15 protein-coding genes and 1 other RNA gene are annotated in these 18,513 nt (G+C 54.0%); 2 read left to right on the top strand and 14 right to left on the bottom strand.

Features of this window, described 5'->3' with window-relative positions:
• From FBQ85_11715 to FBQ85_11730, 4 genes are all read right to left on the bottom strand, one after another.
• Positions 1 to 1,425 (bottom strand): hypothetical protein (locus FBQ85_11715; GenBank protein ID MDL1875820.1); only part of this gene is annotated, 1,425 nt, incomplete at its 3' end.
• A 202-nt stretch (positions 1,426 to 1,627) separates the two neighbouring features.
• Positions 1,628 to 4,417, bottom strand: a complete 2,790-nt coding sequence (locus FBQ85_11720) for a hypothetical protein (GenBank protein ID MDL1875821.1) — start codon at positions 4,415 to 4,417, stop codon at positions 1,628 to 1,630.
• 200 nt (positions 4,418 to 4,617) lie between these two features.
• Positions 4,618 to 5,730 (bottom strand): hypothetical protein, encoded by a 1,113-nt coding sequence (locus FBQ85_11725; protein ID MDL1875822.1) that lies wholly within the window; start codon positions 5,728 to 5,730, stop codon positions 4,618 to 4,620.
• A gap of 500 nt (positions 5,731 to 6,230) precedes the next feature.
• The gene (locus FBQ85_11730; protein MDL1875823.1) at positions 6,231 to 6,716 is read right to left on the bottom strand and encodes an arginine repressor; all 486 of its coding nucleotides are present in this window, start codon (positions 6,714 to 6,716) and stop codon (positions 6,231 to 6,233) included.
• Positions 6,717 to 6,930: 214 nt separating this feature from the next.
• On the opposite strand from FBQ85_11730, the gene ssrA reads away from it, so the two are divergent.
• Positions 6,931 to 7,289: a transfer-messenger RNA gene (gene ssrA, locus FBQ85_11735) on the top strand.
• 58 nt (positions 7,290 to 7,347) lie between these two features.
• Here the strand turns inward: ssrA and FBQ85_11740 are convergent.
• The 5 genes from FBQ85_11740 to FBQ85_11760 all read right to left on the bottom strand — a co-directional run bounded on the left by FBQ85_11740 (position 7,348) and on the right by FBQ85_11760 (position 13,907).
• On the bottom strand, positions 7,348 to 8,472 hold the full coding sequence (locus FBQ85_11740) for an NAD(P)/FAD-dependent oxidoreductase (GenBank protein MDL1875824.1): 1,125 nt from the start codon (positions 8,470 to 8,472) through the stop codon (positions 7,348 to 7,350).
• A 562-nt stretch (positions 8,473 to 9,034) separates the two neighbouring features.
• The gene (locus FBQ85_11745; GenBank protein MDL1875825.1) at positions 9,035 to 11,875 is read right to left on the bottom strand and encodes an insulinase family protein; all 2,841 of its coding nucleotides are present in this window, start codon (positions 11,873 to 11,875) and stop codon (positions 9,035 to 9,037) included.
• Between the two features lie 128 nt (positions 11,876 to 12,003).
• Positions 12,004 to 12,747, bottom strand: coding sequence for a glucosamine-6-phosphate deaminase (gene nagB, locus FBQ85_11750; protein MDL1875826.1), 744 nt, complete (start codon positions 12,745 to 12,747; stop codon positions 12,004 to 12,006).
• A 63-nt stretch (positions 12,748 to 12,810) separates the two neighbouring features.
• Positions 12,811 to 13,308 (bottom strand): DUF1572 domain-containing protein, encoded by a 498-nt coding sequence (locus tag FBQ85_11755; protein ID MDL1875827.1) that lies wholly within the window; start codon positions 13,306 to 13,308, stop codon positions 12,811 to 12,813.
• A gap of 107 nt (positions 13,309 to 13,415) precedes the next feature.
• Positions 13,416 to 13,907, bottom strand: a complete 492-nt coding sequence (locus tag FBQ85_11760; GenBank protein ID MDL1875828.1) for a hypothetical protein — start codon at positions 13,905 to 13,907, stop codon at positions 13,416 to 13,418.
• Positions 13,908 to 14,170: 263 nt separating this feature from the next.
• On the opposite strand from FBQ85_11760, the gene FBQ85_11765 reads away from it, so the two are divergent.
• Complete coding sequence (locus FBQ85_11765; protein ID MDL1875829.1) at positions 14,171 to 14,680, top strand: hypothetical protein; 510 nt, start codon at positions 14,171 to 14,173, stop codon at positions 14,678 to 14,680.
• A gap of 24 nt (positions 14,681 to 14,704) precedes the next feature.
• Here the strand turns inward: FBQ85_11765 and FBQ85_11770 are convergent, their stop codons facing one another.
• The 5 genes from FBQ85_11770 to FBQ85_11790 all read right to left on the bottom strand — a co-directional run bounded on the left by FBQ85_11770 (position 14,705) and on the right by FBQ85_11790 (position 18,502).
• Complete coding sequence (locus FBQ85_11770) at positions 14,705 to 15,091, bottom strand: RidA family protein (protein MDL1875830.1); 387 nt, start codon at positions 15,089 to 15,091, stop codon at positions 14,705 to 14,707.
• Positions 15,092 to 15,099: 8 nt separating this feature from the next.
• A complete protein-coding gene (locus FBQ85_11775; protein ID MDL1875831.1) occupies positions 15,100 to 15,783 on the bottom strand; it encodes a redoxin domain-containing protein in 684 nt (227 codons plus the stop codon).
• Between the two features lie 9 nt (positions 15,784 to 15,792).
• Positions 15,793 to 16,023: a hypothetical protein gene (locus tag FBQ85_11780; GenBank protein ID MDL1875832.1), complete on the bottom strand. Its 231-nt coding sequence runs from the start codon at positions 16,021 to 16,023 to the stop codon at positions 15,793 to 15,795.
• 39 nt (positions 16,024 to 16,062) lie between these two features.
• Positions 16,063 to 16,824, bottom strand: a complete 762-nt coding sequence (locus tag FBQ85_11785; GenBank protein ID MDL1875833.1) for a hypothetical protein — start codon at positions 16,822 to 16,824, stop codon at positions 16,063 to 16,065.
• Positions 16,825 to 17,047: 223 nt separating this feature from the next.
• Positions 17,048 to 18,502 (bottom strand): T9SS type A sorting domain-containing protein, encoded by a 1,455-nt coding sequence (locus FBQ85_11790; GenBank protein ID MDL1875834.1) that lies wholly within the window; start codon positions 18,500 to 18,502, stop codon positions 17,048 to 17,050.
• Positions 18,503 to 18,513: the final 11 nt, after the last annotated feature.

An 18,513-nucleotide genomic window follows, 5' to 3' on the forward strand; every position in this document is an offset into this window, starting at 1 on the left:
GCCGGGAAGAGGAAGATGAAGCGACAGCTTGAGCGCATGGCTGCTGACCCACGCTTCGTAATTGAGTGCAAGTTCAGCGGCCTTGCGGCGCAGATTTTCCGCGGCGGCGGCCTGCGTTGGCGCACCGGCTTCCTGGCACGCAGCGGTGATTTTTTGCAACCGTTCTGCCAGGCGGCGCAGTGCATCGATTTTGACTGCTGTGACACTGGGGGGCGCGAGCAATGGCTTGGTTGCGCTTGCAGCGACCACACCGTCGATGGCTTCGACGATTTCCTCGAAGCTGGCATCGCTGGTTTTCGTTTCAGTCGCCAAATCCCAGCGCCGCGTAGAAGCGGTCATGCTCCAGGGGATTTCACCGCCCGCAGCGCCATGCGTTTCGCCAGTTTTTTCTGAGACGCTGTGGTGCAGGCGCGTATTGCCGTTTTCCGGTTTTACGTTTTGCGCGAGACGTTCCAACATTTCGTGCTGCGCCGCCAGCGCTTGTTGCGTTGCCGCGGTCATTTCCCGCAGCTTCGTAACCATGGCATCCATGCCGGAGGCCTCCTGGCCATCGCCGCCGGCCTCGGGTTGCGCTTCTTTATAAAGAAATGCCAAACGATTCGCCGCGATGGGAAGCGTAGCAGCGTCGTCTCCAGCGCTTGCCGTCGCATGTCTTCCCCCGTTCTCCCTCTCCGAGACTTTCGGCGCACGTGAAGAAGTGGTTGTCACAAAACTTGCGGTACGGCCTTGCTCACGGCCCGTCTTTGTTTCAGACTCCGGTCGCGAGGTAAGCTGCGACTGGCTGGCAAAATCGCGGGATTTGGCGCCGCTCATGACGCTGAGCACAGCCAGCAACAGCACGCCGAGCACGATCACGGCGATCATAACCCACAATAAAATTTTGCCCTGCGCTTCCGCAGGATCTTCTGCCCGAGCTGCATCAATTGCAGCAGCGCTGGAATCAATTGCGGAGGTGATCGCTGACGAATCCGCGGCAGCAGTAACGGGGTTTGCCAACGGCAGATCAGGCGCGCCGATCATCAACCAGGCAGCGCCGCGATTGCGTTCAGGCTGATCGAGATTGGCAAAATCAAAACGCATTTGAAACGACCCGGAGGAATCGGCCAAAGCACGCAAGGTCAAATCGAGAGTTGACAGGACGATCACGGCAGAGTCGCGCAACGCCCAGGAATAAGCCGGCAGCGTGCGCAGCACATAGCCGCTGCCGGCGAGGATGCGGCATTGATGGCGCTGCAACCGGAGCGAATCCGGCAACGCCAACGTGAAGCGAACTGCGAAGCTGTCTGTGGGTGTGGTGATGGCCGGCAAGTGCAGCTTGGCGCCGGGCGCCAAGATCAAACGCTTTTCCTCGGCGCTGAAATTATTTGCCACGGCCAACAGCACCAGCAGCGCGGCAGATAGCAAAACACCTATTTTGATTTTCATATGAAACTCCTGAACAGGCTTAAATTCCTTTTGGTCGCGACTTGCGCCGTGATGAATCCGATAAAATGAATGCCTCAGAAAATGATCACGGATGAAATAAAAAAACTTAATGCGGAGGTGATGGGAGAAACAATTTCGCGCGTTCGCCCCTGCCCGATTCGAGACGTAAGAATGACCAGCTCACCACGGCGAGCTTCTGCTCTCACTTCTGCAAAGTGAGATAAATAACGTACTCGCGGCCGCGCGCCTGCAACAACACATGAAGTTCATGATTGGGCGTTAATTGAACGCGCAATTTGCCGGCGCACACCAAGCGTAGCAACTCCTCGTCGCGCAAGTCGCCCGGCAAAGCCGGCATGAAACGATTGAGCCGGCACGCGGCGATAAGCTGGGCCTCTTGCGGCAAATGTATCTCGCCCTCTTTTGCGCTGGCGTAAAACGTCAGAGTCGTCTCCAGCGTCAATCCGAACGGTCGCACGACATACTCGGCGCCGATCAAGCCGCCTTTGCCGATCACTTCCCAAAAACGCAGGCTGTTGTTGCCGCGTATTCCCAAACCGATGCGCATGCCGGTTTGCTGCGGCGCTGGCTCCTGCCGGGGCGCCCAATTGCCGCGTTTGAGATGACACAAATAATGCACGCCGCCAACGGCCGCCGTCGATTTCAAACCATTGATCGGAAGCAGTGTCTTGGCCGGCTTGCCGTCGAGGCTATAGACCACCCGGCATTTCCTGGGATTGAAGATGTCTGCAAAGCGCGCACGGATAAACGGCAACAGGGTGCTTTTGCCGGTGAGCCGAAAAATTTCCGGGCATTCCAGCCCGTGCTTGCGCACTAAACTCTTGAGCATCTGAACATGTTCGTCGAGATGCGCCGCTACCAGGTTGTGCAATAACTCATTGTTGGCGGAGACGCCGGTGATGGTTGCGGCTTTCACTTTGCCATCGGTCACCACTTGTAAAGTCATCGGTTTGAAACTGCAATTCTTATCCGTCGGCGACTCGGATAAGAGACATTTCACATGTTCGGCGTTACGCAGCAGCCGCCGCCAGTTTAGGTAGCCGATTTTTTCAAGTTTGAGTTGCGGTTGTTCAAGCGCGCGATTCCACAACGGCACGACCACGGGCGGCGCCAGCTTTTGCTCAAGTTGCGCCACGGCTTGTTCCATTAAATATTTCGCCAGCGCAACGGTGATCGTGTCGCCGCCGAAACCGGGATCGCCGTCGACGCTCAGCGTTTTTAGATTCATGATGACAGCCGTGCTTTCTGCGAACGTTTTGTTTGCTTCCGGCTGCAACTCGATGCGCGTCAGCGCCAGGCCGGTGGCGCTTGCGCCGAGATCATAGGTCAGAACATGATGAAGTTGCGGCTGCGTTGCATTTTCCGCTTCGGCCTGCCAGTGCGGCACTCGTGCGACCAGGCCTTCAAATCCCGCAACCACCGGCGCCGGCTGGAGCCAGGTTTCATCCGGAGAATTGAATCCTGCATTTGCAAGCACCGCGCACAGCGCGCGCTTCTGATGATCCGTAAACGTTGCGGGATGGATGACCAAGGTATTCTGCAACAAACACGCGCTGAAATCAAGTCCGCTCTCCGCGCGGCGGTATAACTCATCGGCCAGACTGTTCTCTGCTTCATAGATGAATTTCTTGATGAAGTCTGTCAGAATCACCGGCGCGGGCAGCGTCGCGGCGGCGCCGGAATGATGTAAGATGATTTCCCAGTCATGCGCAACACCAAGATGCTTTCTTAAATCCGGAATGACGTGCATCACGGCGTCAACTCCCGCGCTGGCAACAAGCGCGGCATGGCCAATATCGTAATGGCGCTCGCCCTCCGGGCTTATGTCGTGATACATGATGGCCGAGGGCACGAATGCTTCACCAGCGATGCGCACGAGCCGGGGCATTGATTCCGGTTTGTCATCAAGCTCTGCAACCGCCAGGCAGGTATGACTCGCGCCAAAATCCAGCGCCGATACGCCGGGATAAGGTTGCGGTTGGCGCACATCAATGGCCAGCGCAAGACGCGCGGTGAATTCCGTCTCGTGGCTGGCGCGAAATTGAAATGTTAGCTTGCCGGTGATTTCCTGAGCATCAGCAATCGTGCGTGTATCAAGCAAAAATCGAACATCTGCACTTTGTTTGGGCAAAAGCGTGATCGGCAAATCCGGGCCTTGCAGCGCCAGGCATTCCAGGGTGGCGGTGGTTTTAATGGCAAAAATTTCAAGCGGCAGCGTGCCCGGGTTTTTGATTTGCAGCGAGAGTGTGCGCGTGCGGTCTGTCAATGCCCAGGTTTGCAACTCCAACAGGTTGCCGTTAACCGAACTCGCTAGATCCGGAAATTCCAGGCGCGGCACCGGATGGGCGAAAATTTTTAAGGGCGAATTGAATGGCGCAAACGTTCCCGGCGGATTGTTGCACACCAGTTTCAAGGTGGCGAGCATGGGCTGGCCGGTTCTTAAATAGGGCGCCAGAAACGCGCGTTCGACTTCAACTTGAAAGGAGAGCGTGCCGTTATTTTTTTCGGCTTCCAATTCGGTGGGAATCGGATGAGGGCCGTCCGGCAAAAAATTAACGCCGGGTTGATCGCACGCCAATTCGCGAATATCAGCTCTGCCGTGGCGCAAGCGAATGCGCGCGCCGGAACTGCAGCGTAACATCGGCGACTGAGAAGACAGTGTGTCGAACAATTGCAATGCCGGCGTGAGCAATTCAAATTCTGGAAAAGGCAAAACAGCAACGCGGCACTCTGCGACAGCGACAGCAGGATCGAGCTTCGGCTTCAAGCGAATATGCGCGCCATCAAAATCACGCAATGCGGCCGGCGTGATTTTGCCCTGCAATTCTCTCACTTCGCCGGCTTGCAGCACAATTGCGGGGCGGGCGCTTTTGGCCGGCGTAGTCTCGCCGGCATTTGACGCAAGAGGTAAATGGGGGAAATGCACATAGCCCGGCGGGTTAGAAAGAACATCCAGAACCGTGACGGGCAAGAGACCATTGTTTTGGAGCAAGACACTGATCGCCGGCAAGCCCCCTTCCGCAGGATGAAAATAGACGAGTTCAGGTGAGACGCTACAGTCAACCTGAAAAAGCGAACAACCGCACCATGAGCAGAATTGATCCGCGGCGGTTGTCAATGTAATTTCCCATGATTTGCAATTTGGACAAAGCACGTTTACAATCGCAAAGGCTACAGGTTGAGTTGCAGCAGCGCGGCATGCCGCGATGACGCGGTTGCGCCGGGCTGCTGGAGTGCGATGACTCCGGAAGCGGTGCATGCCGGCGCAGGCGAAATGGCGACCGCGGGCGGCAGCGGCATCATCTTGCCGCTTGGTTTCAGCGGTAACAAGCTGATGCGCTCGCCTTGCCATTTCGGACTGCGTACAGCTGCGATTAAATGACTGCCCCAGCGCTGCGGCGGCTGAGCGCCCAGCAACACACTAAAATCGGCGTTACGCCCAAACGACCATTTTTCTCCGCCGCTTGCGTCATCCAGCGCCGTTAATCCCTGGCGGCTCAACAGATAAAGCGCTTGCTCCGCTGGATCAAAAAACAAATGCGCCGCCGGACGAGGTTGGTCGGTAAAGGCGAACGGTACCGCATTGGCCAGATTCTGGCGATAAATGAGATCGTCGCCGCCGAGCAGGAAAATTTCACCGGTGCGAGGATGCATCTGCGGCGTTGCTGCCATATCGTAGCCGCAGGGCGGCGCCGGATAGCGCGTCTCAAGCCCGGTGCGCACATTCAGGCGAATCACTTCTTCCGAAGTGTGATAGAGGATCTCATCTTCGGCGGCGAGCTTGATCATTTTGCCCGCCGGACCGCGATGTTGCCAGGGCAGCGGCGTCACGCTACGCGAATCGCCGGCAACGGCTAGCCAGCGCAAACGATTGCCAGCGCGGTCAAACAGCCGGAGGACAACGGAACTGCCGCTAATGAGCGCGCCGTCGATGGACCAATTTCTTTCCTTCAACCGAAAGAGGCACCGGCAATGGGGTTGCGGCGCGAGAGTGAGATAAAATACCGAACGCCGCCCCAGCGCGAGAAAGCCCGGGAACCACTGCGGATGTGAAACCGCATGCAACTGTGTGACGAGATCGTCATTTGAGCTGCGGAAACGGCGCAATAAGCGCGGCGGATGCAACACCGCATTTGCCATCAAGCCCAATCCCCACTGCGCCGCAGCGAAAGCAAAATATCCCCAACCAACCACGATCGCGGTAACGCCGCCGGGCATGATGCCGGGCAAGGTGATTTGACGATAGTTCTTTTTGGTTCCGGGTTGCGCTACATCACGCCGCATCAGCATATCTTGAAAATTTTCTTCATAAGCGAGTTTTTGGCCGCAATACCGGCAGAAGCGCGCACTCGTCCGGTTTGTTCCTCCGCATCCTGCACAGCGCAAAATCGGCTGTAAACAATTGGGGTCCGTACAGGTTTCGCCAAAAAGAGAAGCGCCTGTGACTGCGCCGTTCGTGCCTGATGGAATTTCCGGAAGAAGCGGAGCCGCGTCATGCGGATAGGGGCAAAGCCACTTCTCGCGTTGAGCCGTAGATTGAGCAATCATATCCCTATGGTATGCCGTCATTACATTTTATTGTTTCTATATAGGCTTTAGCCAGGGGATTCGCGTAAAAAAAGTTTGGCAGGAGGCCCCACATGAAATGCAATTTTGCAACAACGTTGCACGGGCAGGAGGAGGTTTGGAGGAAATGGCCGGCGTTTAAGCGCCGGCGCTCACCGTCAGCCCCAAAAGCCAGCGATCGACCAGGTAAAACTGATTCAGTTTATCCGTAGTGCCGATTACATCTCCATATCGTTGTCAGGCTCTGTTTTGGGTTCAGCAACGCCCAGTGTGCGCAGATGATCGATCACCGCCTGGGTTTTGCTCATGTTGAGCGGCACGACCAACAACGTGTCGTTGCCGGCGACCGTGCCGAGAATGTCGGGGTGCTTGAGATGATCGATAAAAACGCCGACGCCGGGCGCGCGGCCGGGCAGCGTCTTAATGATAATGACGCATTCATTGCCCTGAATTTGAACGATTTCTTCCTGCACCACGCGGCGCAGCTTTTTGCCCTCGGCAACTTCCGGCAAAACGTAGCGCACGCCGTTGTCTTCCGGCATGCGCGCGATGCGCATCTCGCGCAAGTCGCGTGAGAGCGTCGCTTGCGTCACTTCCACGCGCTGTCGCCGCAGCAACCGGCTCAATTCATCCTGGCTCGCGATGCGGTTGGACACGATCAATTCACGAATGATCATTTGGCGTTGCTGCTTCGTCAGTTTCATCAGATGCTCCTCAGAGAGAAAGGTTAAGCGTTTACAGGAATGGCAAAAACTTGCGATTACCGTCTTTGATCATGATTATTCAGACGCTCGAAAAAATATTCTAAAACAATGGCAATATCAATGAGTTTTTCATGGCGCCGCCGCGCGGGGGGAAAATCAACTTGATTGCCGTGCAACTATTTCTTATGTTTGGGCGTTTAAATGAACGCTTCCCGGGGACGACATGGCTTCGACGGGGGTCGAGGAAGCGAGAGCGGCATGTCGAGGTTGTCTGGAGCCTCGTTAAATATCCGGGCAACAAATTTAAACGCAGACAACTATGCGTATGCTGTTGCTGCCTAATTAATTAGGCGGCACGCTCGTCTCCATCGCGCCACTCGGTTGAGCACGGGCGACACAACAGTGGCTGGCTTGCGGTTGTGTCTGGGTATCGCAGGCGAGATGCTACAGGCTGGCGCGTGACGACCCTTGTCCGTTGAGGTCGCACGCGTGAGAACGATCAACCGACTAAACATGTAGAAGTTCTCGTTGACTGGCCTTCGGACGCGGGTTCGATTCCCGCCGTCTCCACTCACGTACAAGCCGTGAGCATTTTTGGAATGCTCGCGGCTTTTTTGTTGGCCGCCTGCCATTATCTTGCGCTGAGGCGGTGCTTGATGCTGACATAGCCGCGCAGCACGCGACCGAAAGAGGGCAAAAGTGCGCGAAAATATTTTCCATAAAACACCTTTGCAATGATGCGATTGCGGCGCAGCAACTTTCCCAGACGATGAACCCGGATGCGCTGCTGATAATCCGCGAGCGTGAAGTCATTCGTATCCAGCGCGTACACGATCGTTTCGGCTGCGACAAAACCATAAGCAAGCGCGGCGGAAATGCCTTCGCCCAACCACGGCTCGATGCCGGCAGCCTCGCCTGCCAAGAGTACGCGCGGCCGGCTGAAGCGATCCACCGGATGAAACCAGCGCTCCGGATGCCCCATAAGTTGGGTCGATGGTTTGAATCCGCGTGTTTCCAGGTGCCGGTTGAGCAACGCGGGTAGATCCGCACGCAGATTATTTTGCCCGTCGTGAATCCTGCTGTCGAACAACCCCACGTTAAGATGAGGCGCGCCATTCACCCAGCATGGAAAATCCCAGACATACCCTTGCAACCCCTCCCGCATCGCGCGAAAGTCGATAACCACCGCTTGATTTTCAAATACATGTGAGGCGCCATTATTGGCTGGCACCAACACTTCGAGCAAACGCGAGACGCGCGAGGGCATTTCACGAAAAAATTGCCGCCGCACGAGACTTTTTGCGCCATCAGCACCCACCACCAGTTTCGCGAGAAATTCTCCTCCGGAAGTTGTGATGAGTATGCCCTCGTCGTTCTCGGTAAAATTTTGCGCTGCGGTATTTTCCAGAATGCGAACGCCCTTGCGGCGAAGCGAGCCGGCCAACGCAGCGTCAAACTCGTTGCGGCGAACGGTGCGCATCAAGCCCGGAATATCGAAAGTGAGCGGACTCTCGTTGAGATAAAACAGCACACGATTGACGCAAAAATCCGGCGCCGGCGCCTCCAGCGCCAACTCGCGCAAGAGTTGATCGGCCCAGGGCGTCAAGCCGCCGCCGCAGAGTTTATGACGCGGGTGCTGCTCTTTTTCAATGAGTAAAATTTGATCGCGCAACGCCGGCCGTTGCTTCACCAACGCAGCCGCCGTGGCAATGCCTGCCGGCCCTGCGCCAATGATGCAAATGGCGATTTTTTCCATGTGAACTCGTCCTTACGTCGCGAATCTGATGATGCGGGGGGTTGCTGAAAAATCGTTGTGAACAAAACGCCCGGAGAATCATTTTTTAGCGCCGGTCAGTAATCGAACAACCGTCAGGCCGGCGTTCTTGCCGTTACTTTTTCGCCAAAAATTCTTGAGGCAAAACGACGAGATGATTTAAGGGAATTTGCGCTCGATTTGCAAGCGCTATTTGAACGGGGCGTTCTTGGCTTGCGAGCAGGATGGGTTTAAGACGATTGCCTATTCAAACATAGAACAAAATTCTGAAGGTTTATGTCAGATTAATTTGTCGGCAGAACGATATGAAATAATTCTGTCGATAAATCATCCTGCCAAAGTTTTTTTCGGCGATGTTCGGTGACGTCGGCGCATTTCGGCAGAAAAGCTTTATCGCCGATGATCATCGAAGACACCGAGTTTCGCCGAATAGTTTTTGCTGCTTCGCAGAAGCTTTGATTTGCAGCTTGTCTGCAAATCGGGGTAGCTCTTATAAACAAAATACCGGACGCGCGTGAAGGCGCGTCCGGCGTCCGCAGATAAATCAGTTGACGGGATTGCCGTCTTTATCCAGCAAAATCGGGTCTCCCAGCCCCAACTGCTTCAAACCCTCCAATTGTGTGGCGGCATCGCCGACCACGACATAAATCATCTTGTTGGGATCAAGATACTTCTGCGCCAGCGCTTGATGCTGCTCCTTCGACATATCGAAAATGATTTTTTCCTGCTGTTTGACATAGTCGAACGGCAAATTGTATTCGGCAATTTGATCCAGCATGTTGCGCTTGGCGCCGAGCGTCTCGAAGTTCAATGCGTTCGATTGCGTCAACGCGCTTTTCGTAAACATGAAATCTTCATCGGACAAGCCGTTGCGATACTTGGCGATTTCATCTTTGAAGATTTGCGCCGATTCAAACGTTACATTGGAGCGCACGCCGGCGTACGCAACAAACGGCCCCGGGAATCGCGTGCCAATAAAAGTCGAGCGCGCGCCGTAAGTATAACCCTTTTCTTCACGCAAGATTAGATTCAAAAAGCCGTTGAAGCTGCCGCCCAGTTTGTAGTTCATCACCGTCGCGGCATAATAATCCGGGTGCGTATAGGGCAAGGCCAGGTAACCGATGCGAATCTGCGATTGTTTGGCGCCGGGCATGTCAACGAAGTACACACGCGGTTGTTCCAGCGGCGGCGGCGTGGGATACTCGGCGAATTTGACTTCCTTGGCCGGCCACTTCTGTTCTAATGGCGAAAAAAGCTTGAGGGCGTTTTCTTTGGAAATGTTGCCGACGATGGAAATGTGTGACACGGCGGGCGAATAATTCTTGTCGTAGAAGTTCTTCAAATCTGCGATGCTGACTTTCTCGACCGTTGCCGCCGTGCCCATGGTCGGATTTGAAAGAATGTGAGCGTTGCCATAAATCAGTTTGCGATGCACATTGATCGCCACCGTCGCCGGGTCGACATTGCGGCGGTTAATGGTTTCAATCGTTTCTTGTTTGATGCGGTCAAATTCTTTCTCATCCCAGCGCGGCTCCAGCAGAATTTCCTCGAACAGCGCATAGGTTTTGTCGAGCTTGGACGACAGCGTGTTGGCTTGAATGACGATGTTTTCATCAGTCGTAAACATTCTGATGGTGGAACCCAATTCGTCGATCGCCTCCTCCAATTCCACCGGCGTTTTGGTTTTGGTGCCTTCCATCATGATGTCCGTCATCAAATTCGCCACGCCGACTTTGTTGGGATCATCGAGCGACATGCCGCCCTTGAGCGTGAGCGACATCTCCACCAGCGGCAATTCGTTGTGCTCGATGCCGTAAACCCGCAAGCCGTTTTTGAAGGTGTGCGTCCAGATTTTCGGCAGCGTGACAACCGGTGCAGGCCCCTTCGGCGGCTCAACCGAGCGATCAAAACTCGAGGGCAGTTTTTCCATCGTGGCAGCGGAGGCGCTGGCTGCCGGTTTTTCAACCCCGGCTTCTTCGATGGCTTCTTCCACCACCGGGAAGCGTTCGGAATTCTTTGCCACCAACTCGAGTTTGCCTTTTGGCACAAAACTGGTCAGCGCAAAGTTTTTGCCTTTGACATAGTTGTTATAAACGCGCCAGATATCGTCTTTGGTGACGGCCAACGAGTTTTGAATATCCTGCGTGATGAAATCCGGCGAGCCGGCATACTCATTATAATTCGCAAGCTGGAAAGCCTTGTTCAGCGTGCTGGCAATGCTGTTATAAAAATTAGTTTCGGTTTTGGCTTTGATGCGGGCCAAATCTTTGTCGGTGAATCCCTCTTTTTCAAAGCGCCCTAACGCTTCAAAAATGGCGTCCTCCACCTCCGTCAAACTCTTATCCGGAAACGCGCGCACCCGAACGAGCAGATAGCCCGCCATTTCCAGGCTGTTTTGAAAGGCCGTCACGGAAGGCGCCAGTTTCTTTTCCTCGACGATCACTTTATAAAGCGGAGCTTTCTTGCCATCTGACAGCAGATCGGCAAGCAAGTCGAGAGCATAGGAATCTTTGCTAAAATTTTGCACGGTGGGGAAGGCCATGCTCAGCTCGGGTGAGCGTGCAAAATTGTCTTCATGAAATGCGCGTTTGGTCTGCTCGAGCGTAACGAGCATCGGTTGCGGATCGGGCACGGGCGGTGCGGGCTTGATTTCGCCGAAATATTTTTCCACCCATTGCTTCGCCTGCGCCGGATCATAGTCGCCCGCAATCACCAGCGTGGCGTTGTTCGGGCCGTACCACTTTTGAAAAAAGCTGCGCACATCCGCCAGCGTAGCGTTGGACAAATCTTCAAACGAACCGATGACTTGCCAATTGTAGGGATGATTTTCCGGGAACAGCAGCTTGTGCATGACATACCAACTGTGGCCGTAAGGCACATTGTCCACGCGCTGGCGCTTTTCGTTTTGTACGACATCCTGCTGGTTGGCGAATGCCTCCTGGGTCACCGTGGGCAGCAAAAATCCCAGGCGGTCAGACTCCAGCCAGAGGCACATTTCGAGCGCGTTTTTGGGCACGACTTCGAAATAAATCGTGCGATCGAACGAGGTACCGCCATTGAGCGTACCGCCCGCGCCTTGAATCTTTTTGAAAAATTGATCCTGCCCGACATGCTGGGATTCTTGAAACAGCATGTGCTCAAAAAGATGCGCAAAACCGGTGCGGCCTTTCTCTTCGCGGTTCGAGCCGACATGGTACAAAATCGCGACCGCGACCAGCGGATCGGATTTATCCGAGTGCAAAATAACTTCCAGGCCGTTCTTGAGCTTGTACTTTTCGTAATCAATCTTGAGCGCAGGCTTGTCGCCGGCGAACAGCGCGCTCGAGCCCAGCAAAACGGCGAGACCGACAGTCAGGATTTTTTTGAGCTGCATAGCACTCCTCATGAGTTTGGATGAATGAAACGAATTGCGGAAGGTTTGTTTTCGTAAAATTCGAGTCAGGGTTTCAAACGAATTCACCGGAAAGCGCAGGCAGAATGGCTCACCCTGATGGACAAAGGTGGTTTGTCGTTTCAGCCTTCGTACTTCATTTTAAGTTTTGCCGCTGCGGCTTGATCGACAAGCACGGTAGCTAGCCGGTGCATTTGCACGATGGTCGCAGGCCACATGGCCGTAATCGGACCTTTGCACGTTGCCGCAATCGCCGCGGCCTTGGTTGCGCCGTTGGCCAGCAGCAGTACATGCTTCGCGTCCATAATCGTGCCGACGCCCATGGTGATGGCATACTTCGGCACTTCATGCGGATTTTTGAAGAAGCGTGCGTTGGCTTCGCGCGTCGTCCCCGTTAGGGTTTTAATGCGCGTGCGCGAGCCGAGCGAGGAGCCTGGCTCGTTGAAGGCAATGTGGCCGTTCGCGCCGATGCCCAAAATTTGCAAATCAATACCGCCGGCTTTTTCGATCTGTTCCTCATACCATTCACAATGCGCCTCGATATTTTGCGCCATGCCCATCGGGATATGCACAAAACGTCGATCGACGTTGATGTGCTTGAACAGGTTTTCCCACATGAAATAATGATAACTCTGATCATGCTCCGGCGGCAAGCCAACATATTCGTCCAGATTAAATGTCGTGATCTTCGAGAAATCCAGGCCCTCGCGCTGGTGCATGCGAATCAATTCTCGGTATAGGCCGAGCGGTGTGCTGCCGGTGGCAAAGCCCAGAACGCAGTTGGGTTTTTTGCGCAACAACGCCGCGACAATCTGCGCGCCGGCTTTGCTCATTTCCTCATAATCTTTTTTGATGTAAACCAGCATACTCTTACCTCCAGCGAAAATAACTTGCCGGCCTCGTTCGTTGCCGGACAAAGCTGGCCTCGTTTAAACATTCCAAAACTTCATATCCTCGCCCGTGCGCATCTTGGTGAGATAGATAATCTGCCCAGTGTGATAGGAAAAATGTTCGACCACGTGAAAGATCGCGCTCAGCACGGTTTGATCGAAGCCTTGAATGGCGCGCGGTTGCGGCAAATCTTCCGCAGCGACTTGTTGCAGCGTGACATCCACCTCAGCCAGAGTGGCTTCGAGTTGCGCCAGCAGTGCGGCTTTGGGAATGGGCCGCCTCTCCGAAAATTCTGCCGGTCGATTGCGCGCATCCGGCGCGCCGCTCACGCCATGAATGATCCACTGCCGGACGTTGCCGCATAAGTGCAACACCAGATTTCCAGCGCTGTTGCTTTTCTCGTTTGGCCGCCACCAAATGTCTTCTTCTGAAAGTTTCTCCAGGCAAGCGCGCAACCAGGGCAAATATTGCTGCATGAGATGAAAACGCGCCTCCGCGAGGAAGAGTCGAGGAATTTCTGCAGGATTACCGGCCATGTTCTGAATCTTGCCTCATGACAGTTCATAAAAACACGGCAGCCATTGCTTGATCTGCCGCGGCTTGGCCGTGGTCGAGTTTCGCCAGGTTCGAACGGATAATCGTCTCAGAGTTTATACCCAAATTTGCGCAACAACCCTTTTCGCTCGGCAATATCCTTTTCGTCTTCAACGCCAAGCGGTGTACCACCGTCAATCACGCCGAGAATGCCGCGGCCTTGCGCGCTTTCCGCCACGATCACTTGCGCCGGATTTGCGGTGGCGCAGAAAATCCGGCACACCTCCGGAACGTTCCTCACGGCATTGAGAACGTTGATCGGAAAAACATTGCCAAGAAAAATAATGAAGCTATGACCCGCGCCCAGCGCCTGGGCGTTTTTCTTGGCCAGCTCAATACACTCGGGATCGGTTCCACTCCAGCGCACCAGCCGCGGGCCGCTCGCTTCGCAAAACGCCACGCCGAATTTGATGCCGGGAACCGCGCCAATCAACGTTTCATGCAAATCCTCAACGGTTTTGATAAAATGGCTCTGCCCGAGTATGAAATTCATGGCCTCGGGTTTTTCTATCGGAATGATTTTGATATCCTGAAGCTGCATGATCTTCCTCGCATTGAAATGTTGCACGGTTGGAAAAAAGTGGTTTTCTGTATAGTAAAAATGATTTGTGAAGCGATGCGAAGCGATAGCATTCGACTGCCTGAAATCAAAAAACAATAGCGGCAACGGTTGAATGAATTTAAGAAAACCCCTTCGAAATGCAACTGCTTTTGCCCGGCTTGCGTCTGACAAAACGTTGGTTTAGATTGCCAAGCCGATTTGCAGCCGCAACCAGATAAATCCTTTCCATTTTAGGTAAAAGCATGAAGGGACTTGTTTTTTACGCCGCGCTTTTAGCAGCAACGTTTAGTTTTGCGCAAAGCCGGGCGGCGCAGGATGCGTTTGCGCCGTTCACTGGCAAATGGCAGGGCGTGTTCAAAGTTTTTTCGTATGAGGGCCGCTTGCTGGATCACATTACGGTCGAGCAACATTACTGGTGGGAAAGCGGAGAACAGCATGCCGCCTTTATAGAACGCGGCCGTGATGGCAGGGTGGTACATGCGCACGCACGAAACTATGAAAAAGACGGCAAGCTTTATTGCGAAGTGAAAAAAGATAACGGCCAGCAATCGTTGCATCATGGCCATTTCGAAGAGGGCACGCTGTTCTGGTATCGCCGGACCGGGGAAGGCAATATCCTTGAAAGCTTCAAAGAGCGAGTCGTGCAAACCCCTTCCGGACGGGAGTATCAAATCGACGGATTCGGCGTTTACGGCAGCGGCGGCCACACCTCTTATTTGCTGTTCGAAGGAAGATATTTTGAGCGCAAGTAAATTCGCATACTGCCGCGTTATGCGTTATTGCACAATGGCATCAGCCTCGATTTCAACCAGCATTTCCGGCATGATCAGGCGGCTGACTTGTACCATGCTGGTGGCGGGCCGGATCGCGCCGAAGAATTCACCGTGCGCCTTGCCGATTTTTTCCCACTCCTCGATGTTGGTGACATAAATGCGTGTGCGCACCACGTCTTTCAAATCCGCGCCGGCTTTTTGCAAGGCAGATTGAATGTTTTTGATGGTCTGTACGGTTTGCGCATATGCGTCGCCAATGCCGGCAAGATCTCCGTTCTCCGTTGTTGCGGTGGTGCCGGATACTGTAATGTAAGGTCCAAACCGGACGGCGCGCGAGTAACCCACAATCGGCTCCCATTTCGTGCCCGTGGAAATATTTTTACGTTCCATGCGAGAACTTACGGCTCCTTCGTTTTTGAGATGAGTTTCTCCACCATCTGTTCCACTTCCTTAAAGTCAGGCTCGCCTGTCCATTGCTGCACAATTTGTCCGCTGGCATCGATAAGAAACATCGCGGGAATCACTTTGACTTTGTAAGTCTCCCAGGCCGGACTCGTTTTGGCGTCCAAAAAAATTGGGTAAGTCAAGCGATGTTTTTTCACGAAAGCCTTGACCTTTTTCTCGCCCTGTTCGTCGATCGCAACGCCCAGCACCGAGAAGTTTCTTGTTGAAAATTGGTTATGCAATTTTTGTAAACTCGGCATGGTATGCACGCAGGGCTTGCACCAGGTTGCCCAGAAATCGAGCAGAACGATTTTGCCCTTGTAGTTTTCCAACGCGACGGTTTCGCCATTCAAACTCGTCACGCTGAAATTCGGTGCGGGCCGGGGAAATTCCGGCAGGACATAAGAAGCCGGTTCCTGCTCAAAGAGGTTTTTGCATTTTTTAGCGCAGAAATAATATTTTTGGCCTTGATAATCGGCGGTCGCAACGACTTTTTCCGGCTCGTTTGTGCCTTCGAGCACGCGGCAAACAGCGCAAATGGCTTTCTCGGGCGTTTGCGCGAAGGCTATAAATGCTGAAGTGATGAAAATTGTTATGAATAACTTTAACCGCTGTGTGTGCCTGGCTGTTCTTTGCATGATATTTTCTCATTGGTTTTCTGCCATGATTGCCAAGTTAGACATCAAGATCGGCAATGTTTTGCAGCAATAATCAATAAAAGTTTGAGCGCACGCGATCATTTTCAGTTGCTCTGCAATGCGACCCGTTAGCGCCCGCGTGCGTGTCGCGCCATGCTCGCCCCGACAAAACAGAAAACCCACGTCCCGCAGCGGTTGATGTTCGCGGCGGAAGTGGGTTTGATCTTTGATGAATTTCAAGGTTGATATGCCATTCAATCAACCTGTTGAGGGCTTTGTTTACTTGGCCGCGGCTACCGGATAGGTAAAGTCGGCCTTGGCGGCGGCGCCTGCTGCCACCGTAACTTTCGCCGTTTGGGTGCCGAGCTTTTCTTGCCAGAATTCAACGGTATAAGAGCCGGGCGGAACGTCCGGAATCGTGAAGTTGCCGTTGGCATCCGTCACGGCATAATAGGGATGATCCACCACCACGAGCTTCGCGCTCATCCAGCCATGCACATCACACTTGAGCGTCACGAGTTCAGGCAGATCATACGTGACTTTCATCTCTTTCAAGAATTTCGGTTGTGATTTGTTGAATTCTTTGTTCTTCGTGCTGTAGCTGTGAACATTGTGCAAAATGCCGTCCGGATTGAGAATCTTGATCGGCGTTTTCACCGGCGCGATGGAGACATGCGGGCTGTACATGCAGCCTTTCTGATCGATGGCGAAATCCGCGCCCAGCGCCGTTAAGGGTTTGCCGCCCGTAACGCCTTTAATCGATACCACCACGTCTTTGATGCCGCCGCTTGCGCCGACCACCAGGCTTTCATCAATATGTTCTTGTTTGCCGCAGACTTCCGTGTCTTTTGTGACCGGCAACTTGGCTTTGGCGGGCGCTTTGCCGGCATATTTTATTGTTCCCGTCACGGAACCGCCGGCGGGAACCGTCATCGTGGTTTCTGAATTGTTCGGCGTGACGTCATTCTTTTCGCTGCGCACGAACGCCAGGCCCAAAACGGCTACGGCTGCCACCAAAATCATTGAACGTACAACTCGCATCTGAACACCTCCCTTAAGCTGGGTGCTGGTGAATGAAGATTTGTTGAATTGTGGATGATCGACAGGCGAGATCGCAAACGGCTGGACGTTAAGCCGGAGGGTTCAAATTATCTTCCATAACTCGCCTAACTCGTTGCAACAATATAAAACTTGACCACGAATGTCAAGCAATATTTGGGCGGGCTGCGTTTGAACAGATGTTTCACGAGGTTTGCAAATGCAATTAATGCACGAGCAGCAATTTGCGTGTCTCCTGAAAACCGCCGGCGGTTAGCCGGCACAAGTAAACGCCGCTGCGAAATCCATGCGCCTGCCAAGCTCTTACATGTTCACCCGCCATGAGCAACCCCTCGTGCAATCTCGCGGCCTCGCGTCCCCGGCTGTCATAAATTTTTAGCGAAACCCATTGCGGCCGCGCCAGCGTAAAGCGAATGACAGTTGCCGGATTGAACGGGTTGGGGAAATTTTGGTGCAAAGCAAATCCTGGCAACACATTTTGATTGTCAGCCACGGCATTCGTTTGTTCCCGCCAAATGCCGAAATAATGCGAGGGCTGGCCGCCGGCAGTTTGAAATTGCCCGCCAACATAAATCGCCTTGTTGCCGCTGTGCGCGAACGCATAAACAATTCCACTGACGCCGCTGCCGAGCGGACTCCAATTGCTGCCATTCCATTTTGCGATGAAGTTGGCGGCGGTGCTGCCGGCCTCGCGAAAATCGCCGCCAACAAAAAGAAGCGGTTGTTTGAATGCCAAAGTACGCACCGGTCCAGCAACGCCGTTGTCTGCGCCCGCGCCGAGATTGCTCCAGGTACCGCCATCCCATTTCGCGAGGTTACGGACAACAATGCCGCTTTCCGTGGAAAACGCGCCGCCGGCAAAAATTTCGCCGCTATCATTTGCCGCAATCGCATAAACCGGGCCGTCAATGCCGCGATCCAGCGCCGTCCATTCGTTGCGCGCGGGATGCCATTTTGCAATACGATTGGCATTGATCGCGCCCGCGCGGCTGAAATCGCCGCCGGCATAAAGCTCGTTGTCATGCGCCAACAGCGCATAGGCTGCGCCGCCGGTAACGCCGTTCACGCTGCTCGTACCAAGCCGCGCCCATTGCGCGCCGTCCCATTTCGCCATGCCGTTGACCGTGAGATTACCGGCCCTCGAAAACAAGCCGCAGGCATAAACCTCATTACCGATTGCGGCAAGCGCATAAACCGTATTGTTGACGCCGTCACGGCCGCCGCTGGCAAGCTGCGACCAGCTCGCACCGTTCCATCGCGCAATGCTGGCCGCCTCGCCCTCACCTGCTTTGCTAAATTGGCCTGCAACAAAAACGTCTCCATTTGAGGTAATCGCGATGGCGTAGACCATCGCGTTCACCGCGATCGTCGAAATGCCCGCGCCCAGCGCCTGCCAGTTTGCGCCATCCCACATGGCAATGTTATTGGCCGCAATGTTTCCGGCTTGGGAAAAATAACCGCCCACATAGATTTTGTTGTCGTGCGCCGCAATTGCATGCACCGGGCCATTCAAACCGAGAGCACCAAAGCGATCATCCCAATCCCCGTCGTTAACCGCGGACAAGGCCGGGCTGATCACCTGCTTTTGCGCAAAAGCAACAACCGCGGGTCCTAACATTATCACGCAACACAGGAGTTCTCGAAAAAAATATTGGCGCATGATTTTTTATC

The organism is Cytophagia bacterium CHB2 (assembly GCA_030263535.1).
Lineage (GTDB): Bacteria > Zhuqueibacterota > Zhuqueibacteria > Zhuqueibacterales > Zhuqueibacteraceae > Coneutiohabitans.

What these genes read in the sequence shown, in the direction of transcription:
- FBQ85_11755 (MDL1875827.1), bottom strand. Translation starts at nt 13,308, where the DNA reads ATGGCCGGTAATCCTGCAGAAATTCCTCGACTCTTCCTCGCGGAGGCG.
- FBQ85_11745 (MDL1875825.1), bottom strand. Translation starts at nt 11,875, where the DNA reads ATGAGGAGTGCTATGCAGCTCAAAAAAATCCTGACTGTCGGTCTCGCC.
- FBQ85_11785 (MDL1875833.1), bottom strand. Translation starts at nt 16,824, where the DNA reads ATGCGAGTTGTACGTTCAATGATTTTGGTGGCAGCCGTAGCCGTTTTG.
- FBQ85_11725 (MDL1875822.1), bottom strand. Translation starts at nt 5,730, where the DNA reads ATGCGGCGTGATGTAGCGCAACCCGGAACCAAAAAGAACTATCGTCAA.
- FBQ85_11770 (MDL1875830.1), bottom strand. Translation starts at nt 15,091, where the DNA reads ATGGAACGTAAAAATATTTCCACGGGCACGAAATGGGAGCCGATTGTG.
- FBQ85_11765 (MDL1875829.1), top strand. Translation starts at nt 14,171, where the DNA reads ATGAAGGGACTTGTTTTTTACGCCGCGCTTTTAGCAGCAACGTTTAGT.
- FBQ85_11730 (MDL1875823.1), bottom strand. Translation starts at nt 6,716, where the DNA reads ATGAAACTGACGAAGCAGCAACGCCAAATGATCATTCGTGAATTGATC.
- FBQ85_11760 (MDL1875828.1), bottom strand. Translation starts at nt 13,907, where the DNA reads ATGCAGCTTCAGGATATCAAAATCATTCCGATAGAAAAACCCGAGGCC.
- nagB (MDL1875826.1), bottom strand. Translation starts at nt 12,747, where the DNA reads ATGCTGGTTTACATCAAAAAAGATTATGAGGAAATGAGCAAAGCCGGC.
- FBQ85_11790 (MDL1875834.1), bottom strand. Translation starts at nt 18,502, where the DNA reads ATGCGCCAATATTTTTTTCGAGAACTCCTGTGTTGCGTGATAATGTTA.
- FBQ85_11740 (MDL1875824.1), bottom strand. Translation starts at nt 8,472, where the DNA reads ATGGAAAAAATCGCCATTTGCATCATTGGCGCAGGGCCGGCAGGCATT.
- FBQ85_11775 (MDL1875831.1), bottom strand. Translation starts at nt 15,783, where the DNA reads ATGCAAAGAACAGCCAGGCACACACAGCGGTTAAAGTTATTCATAACA.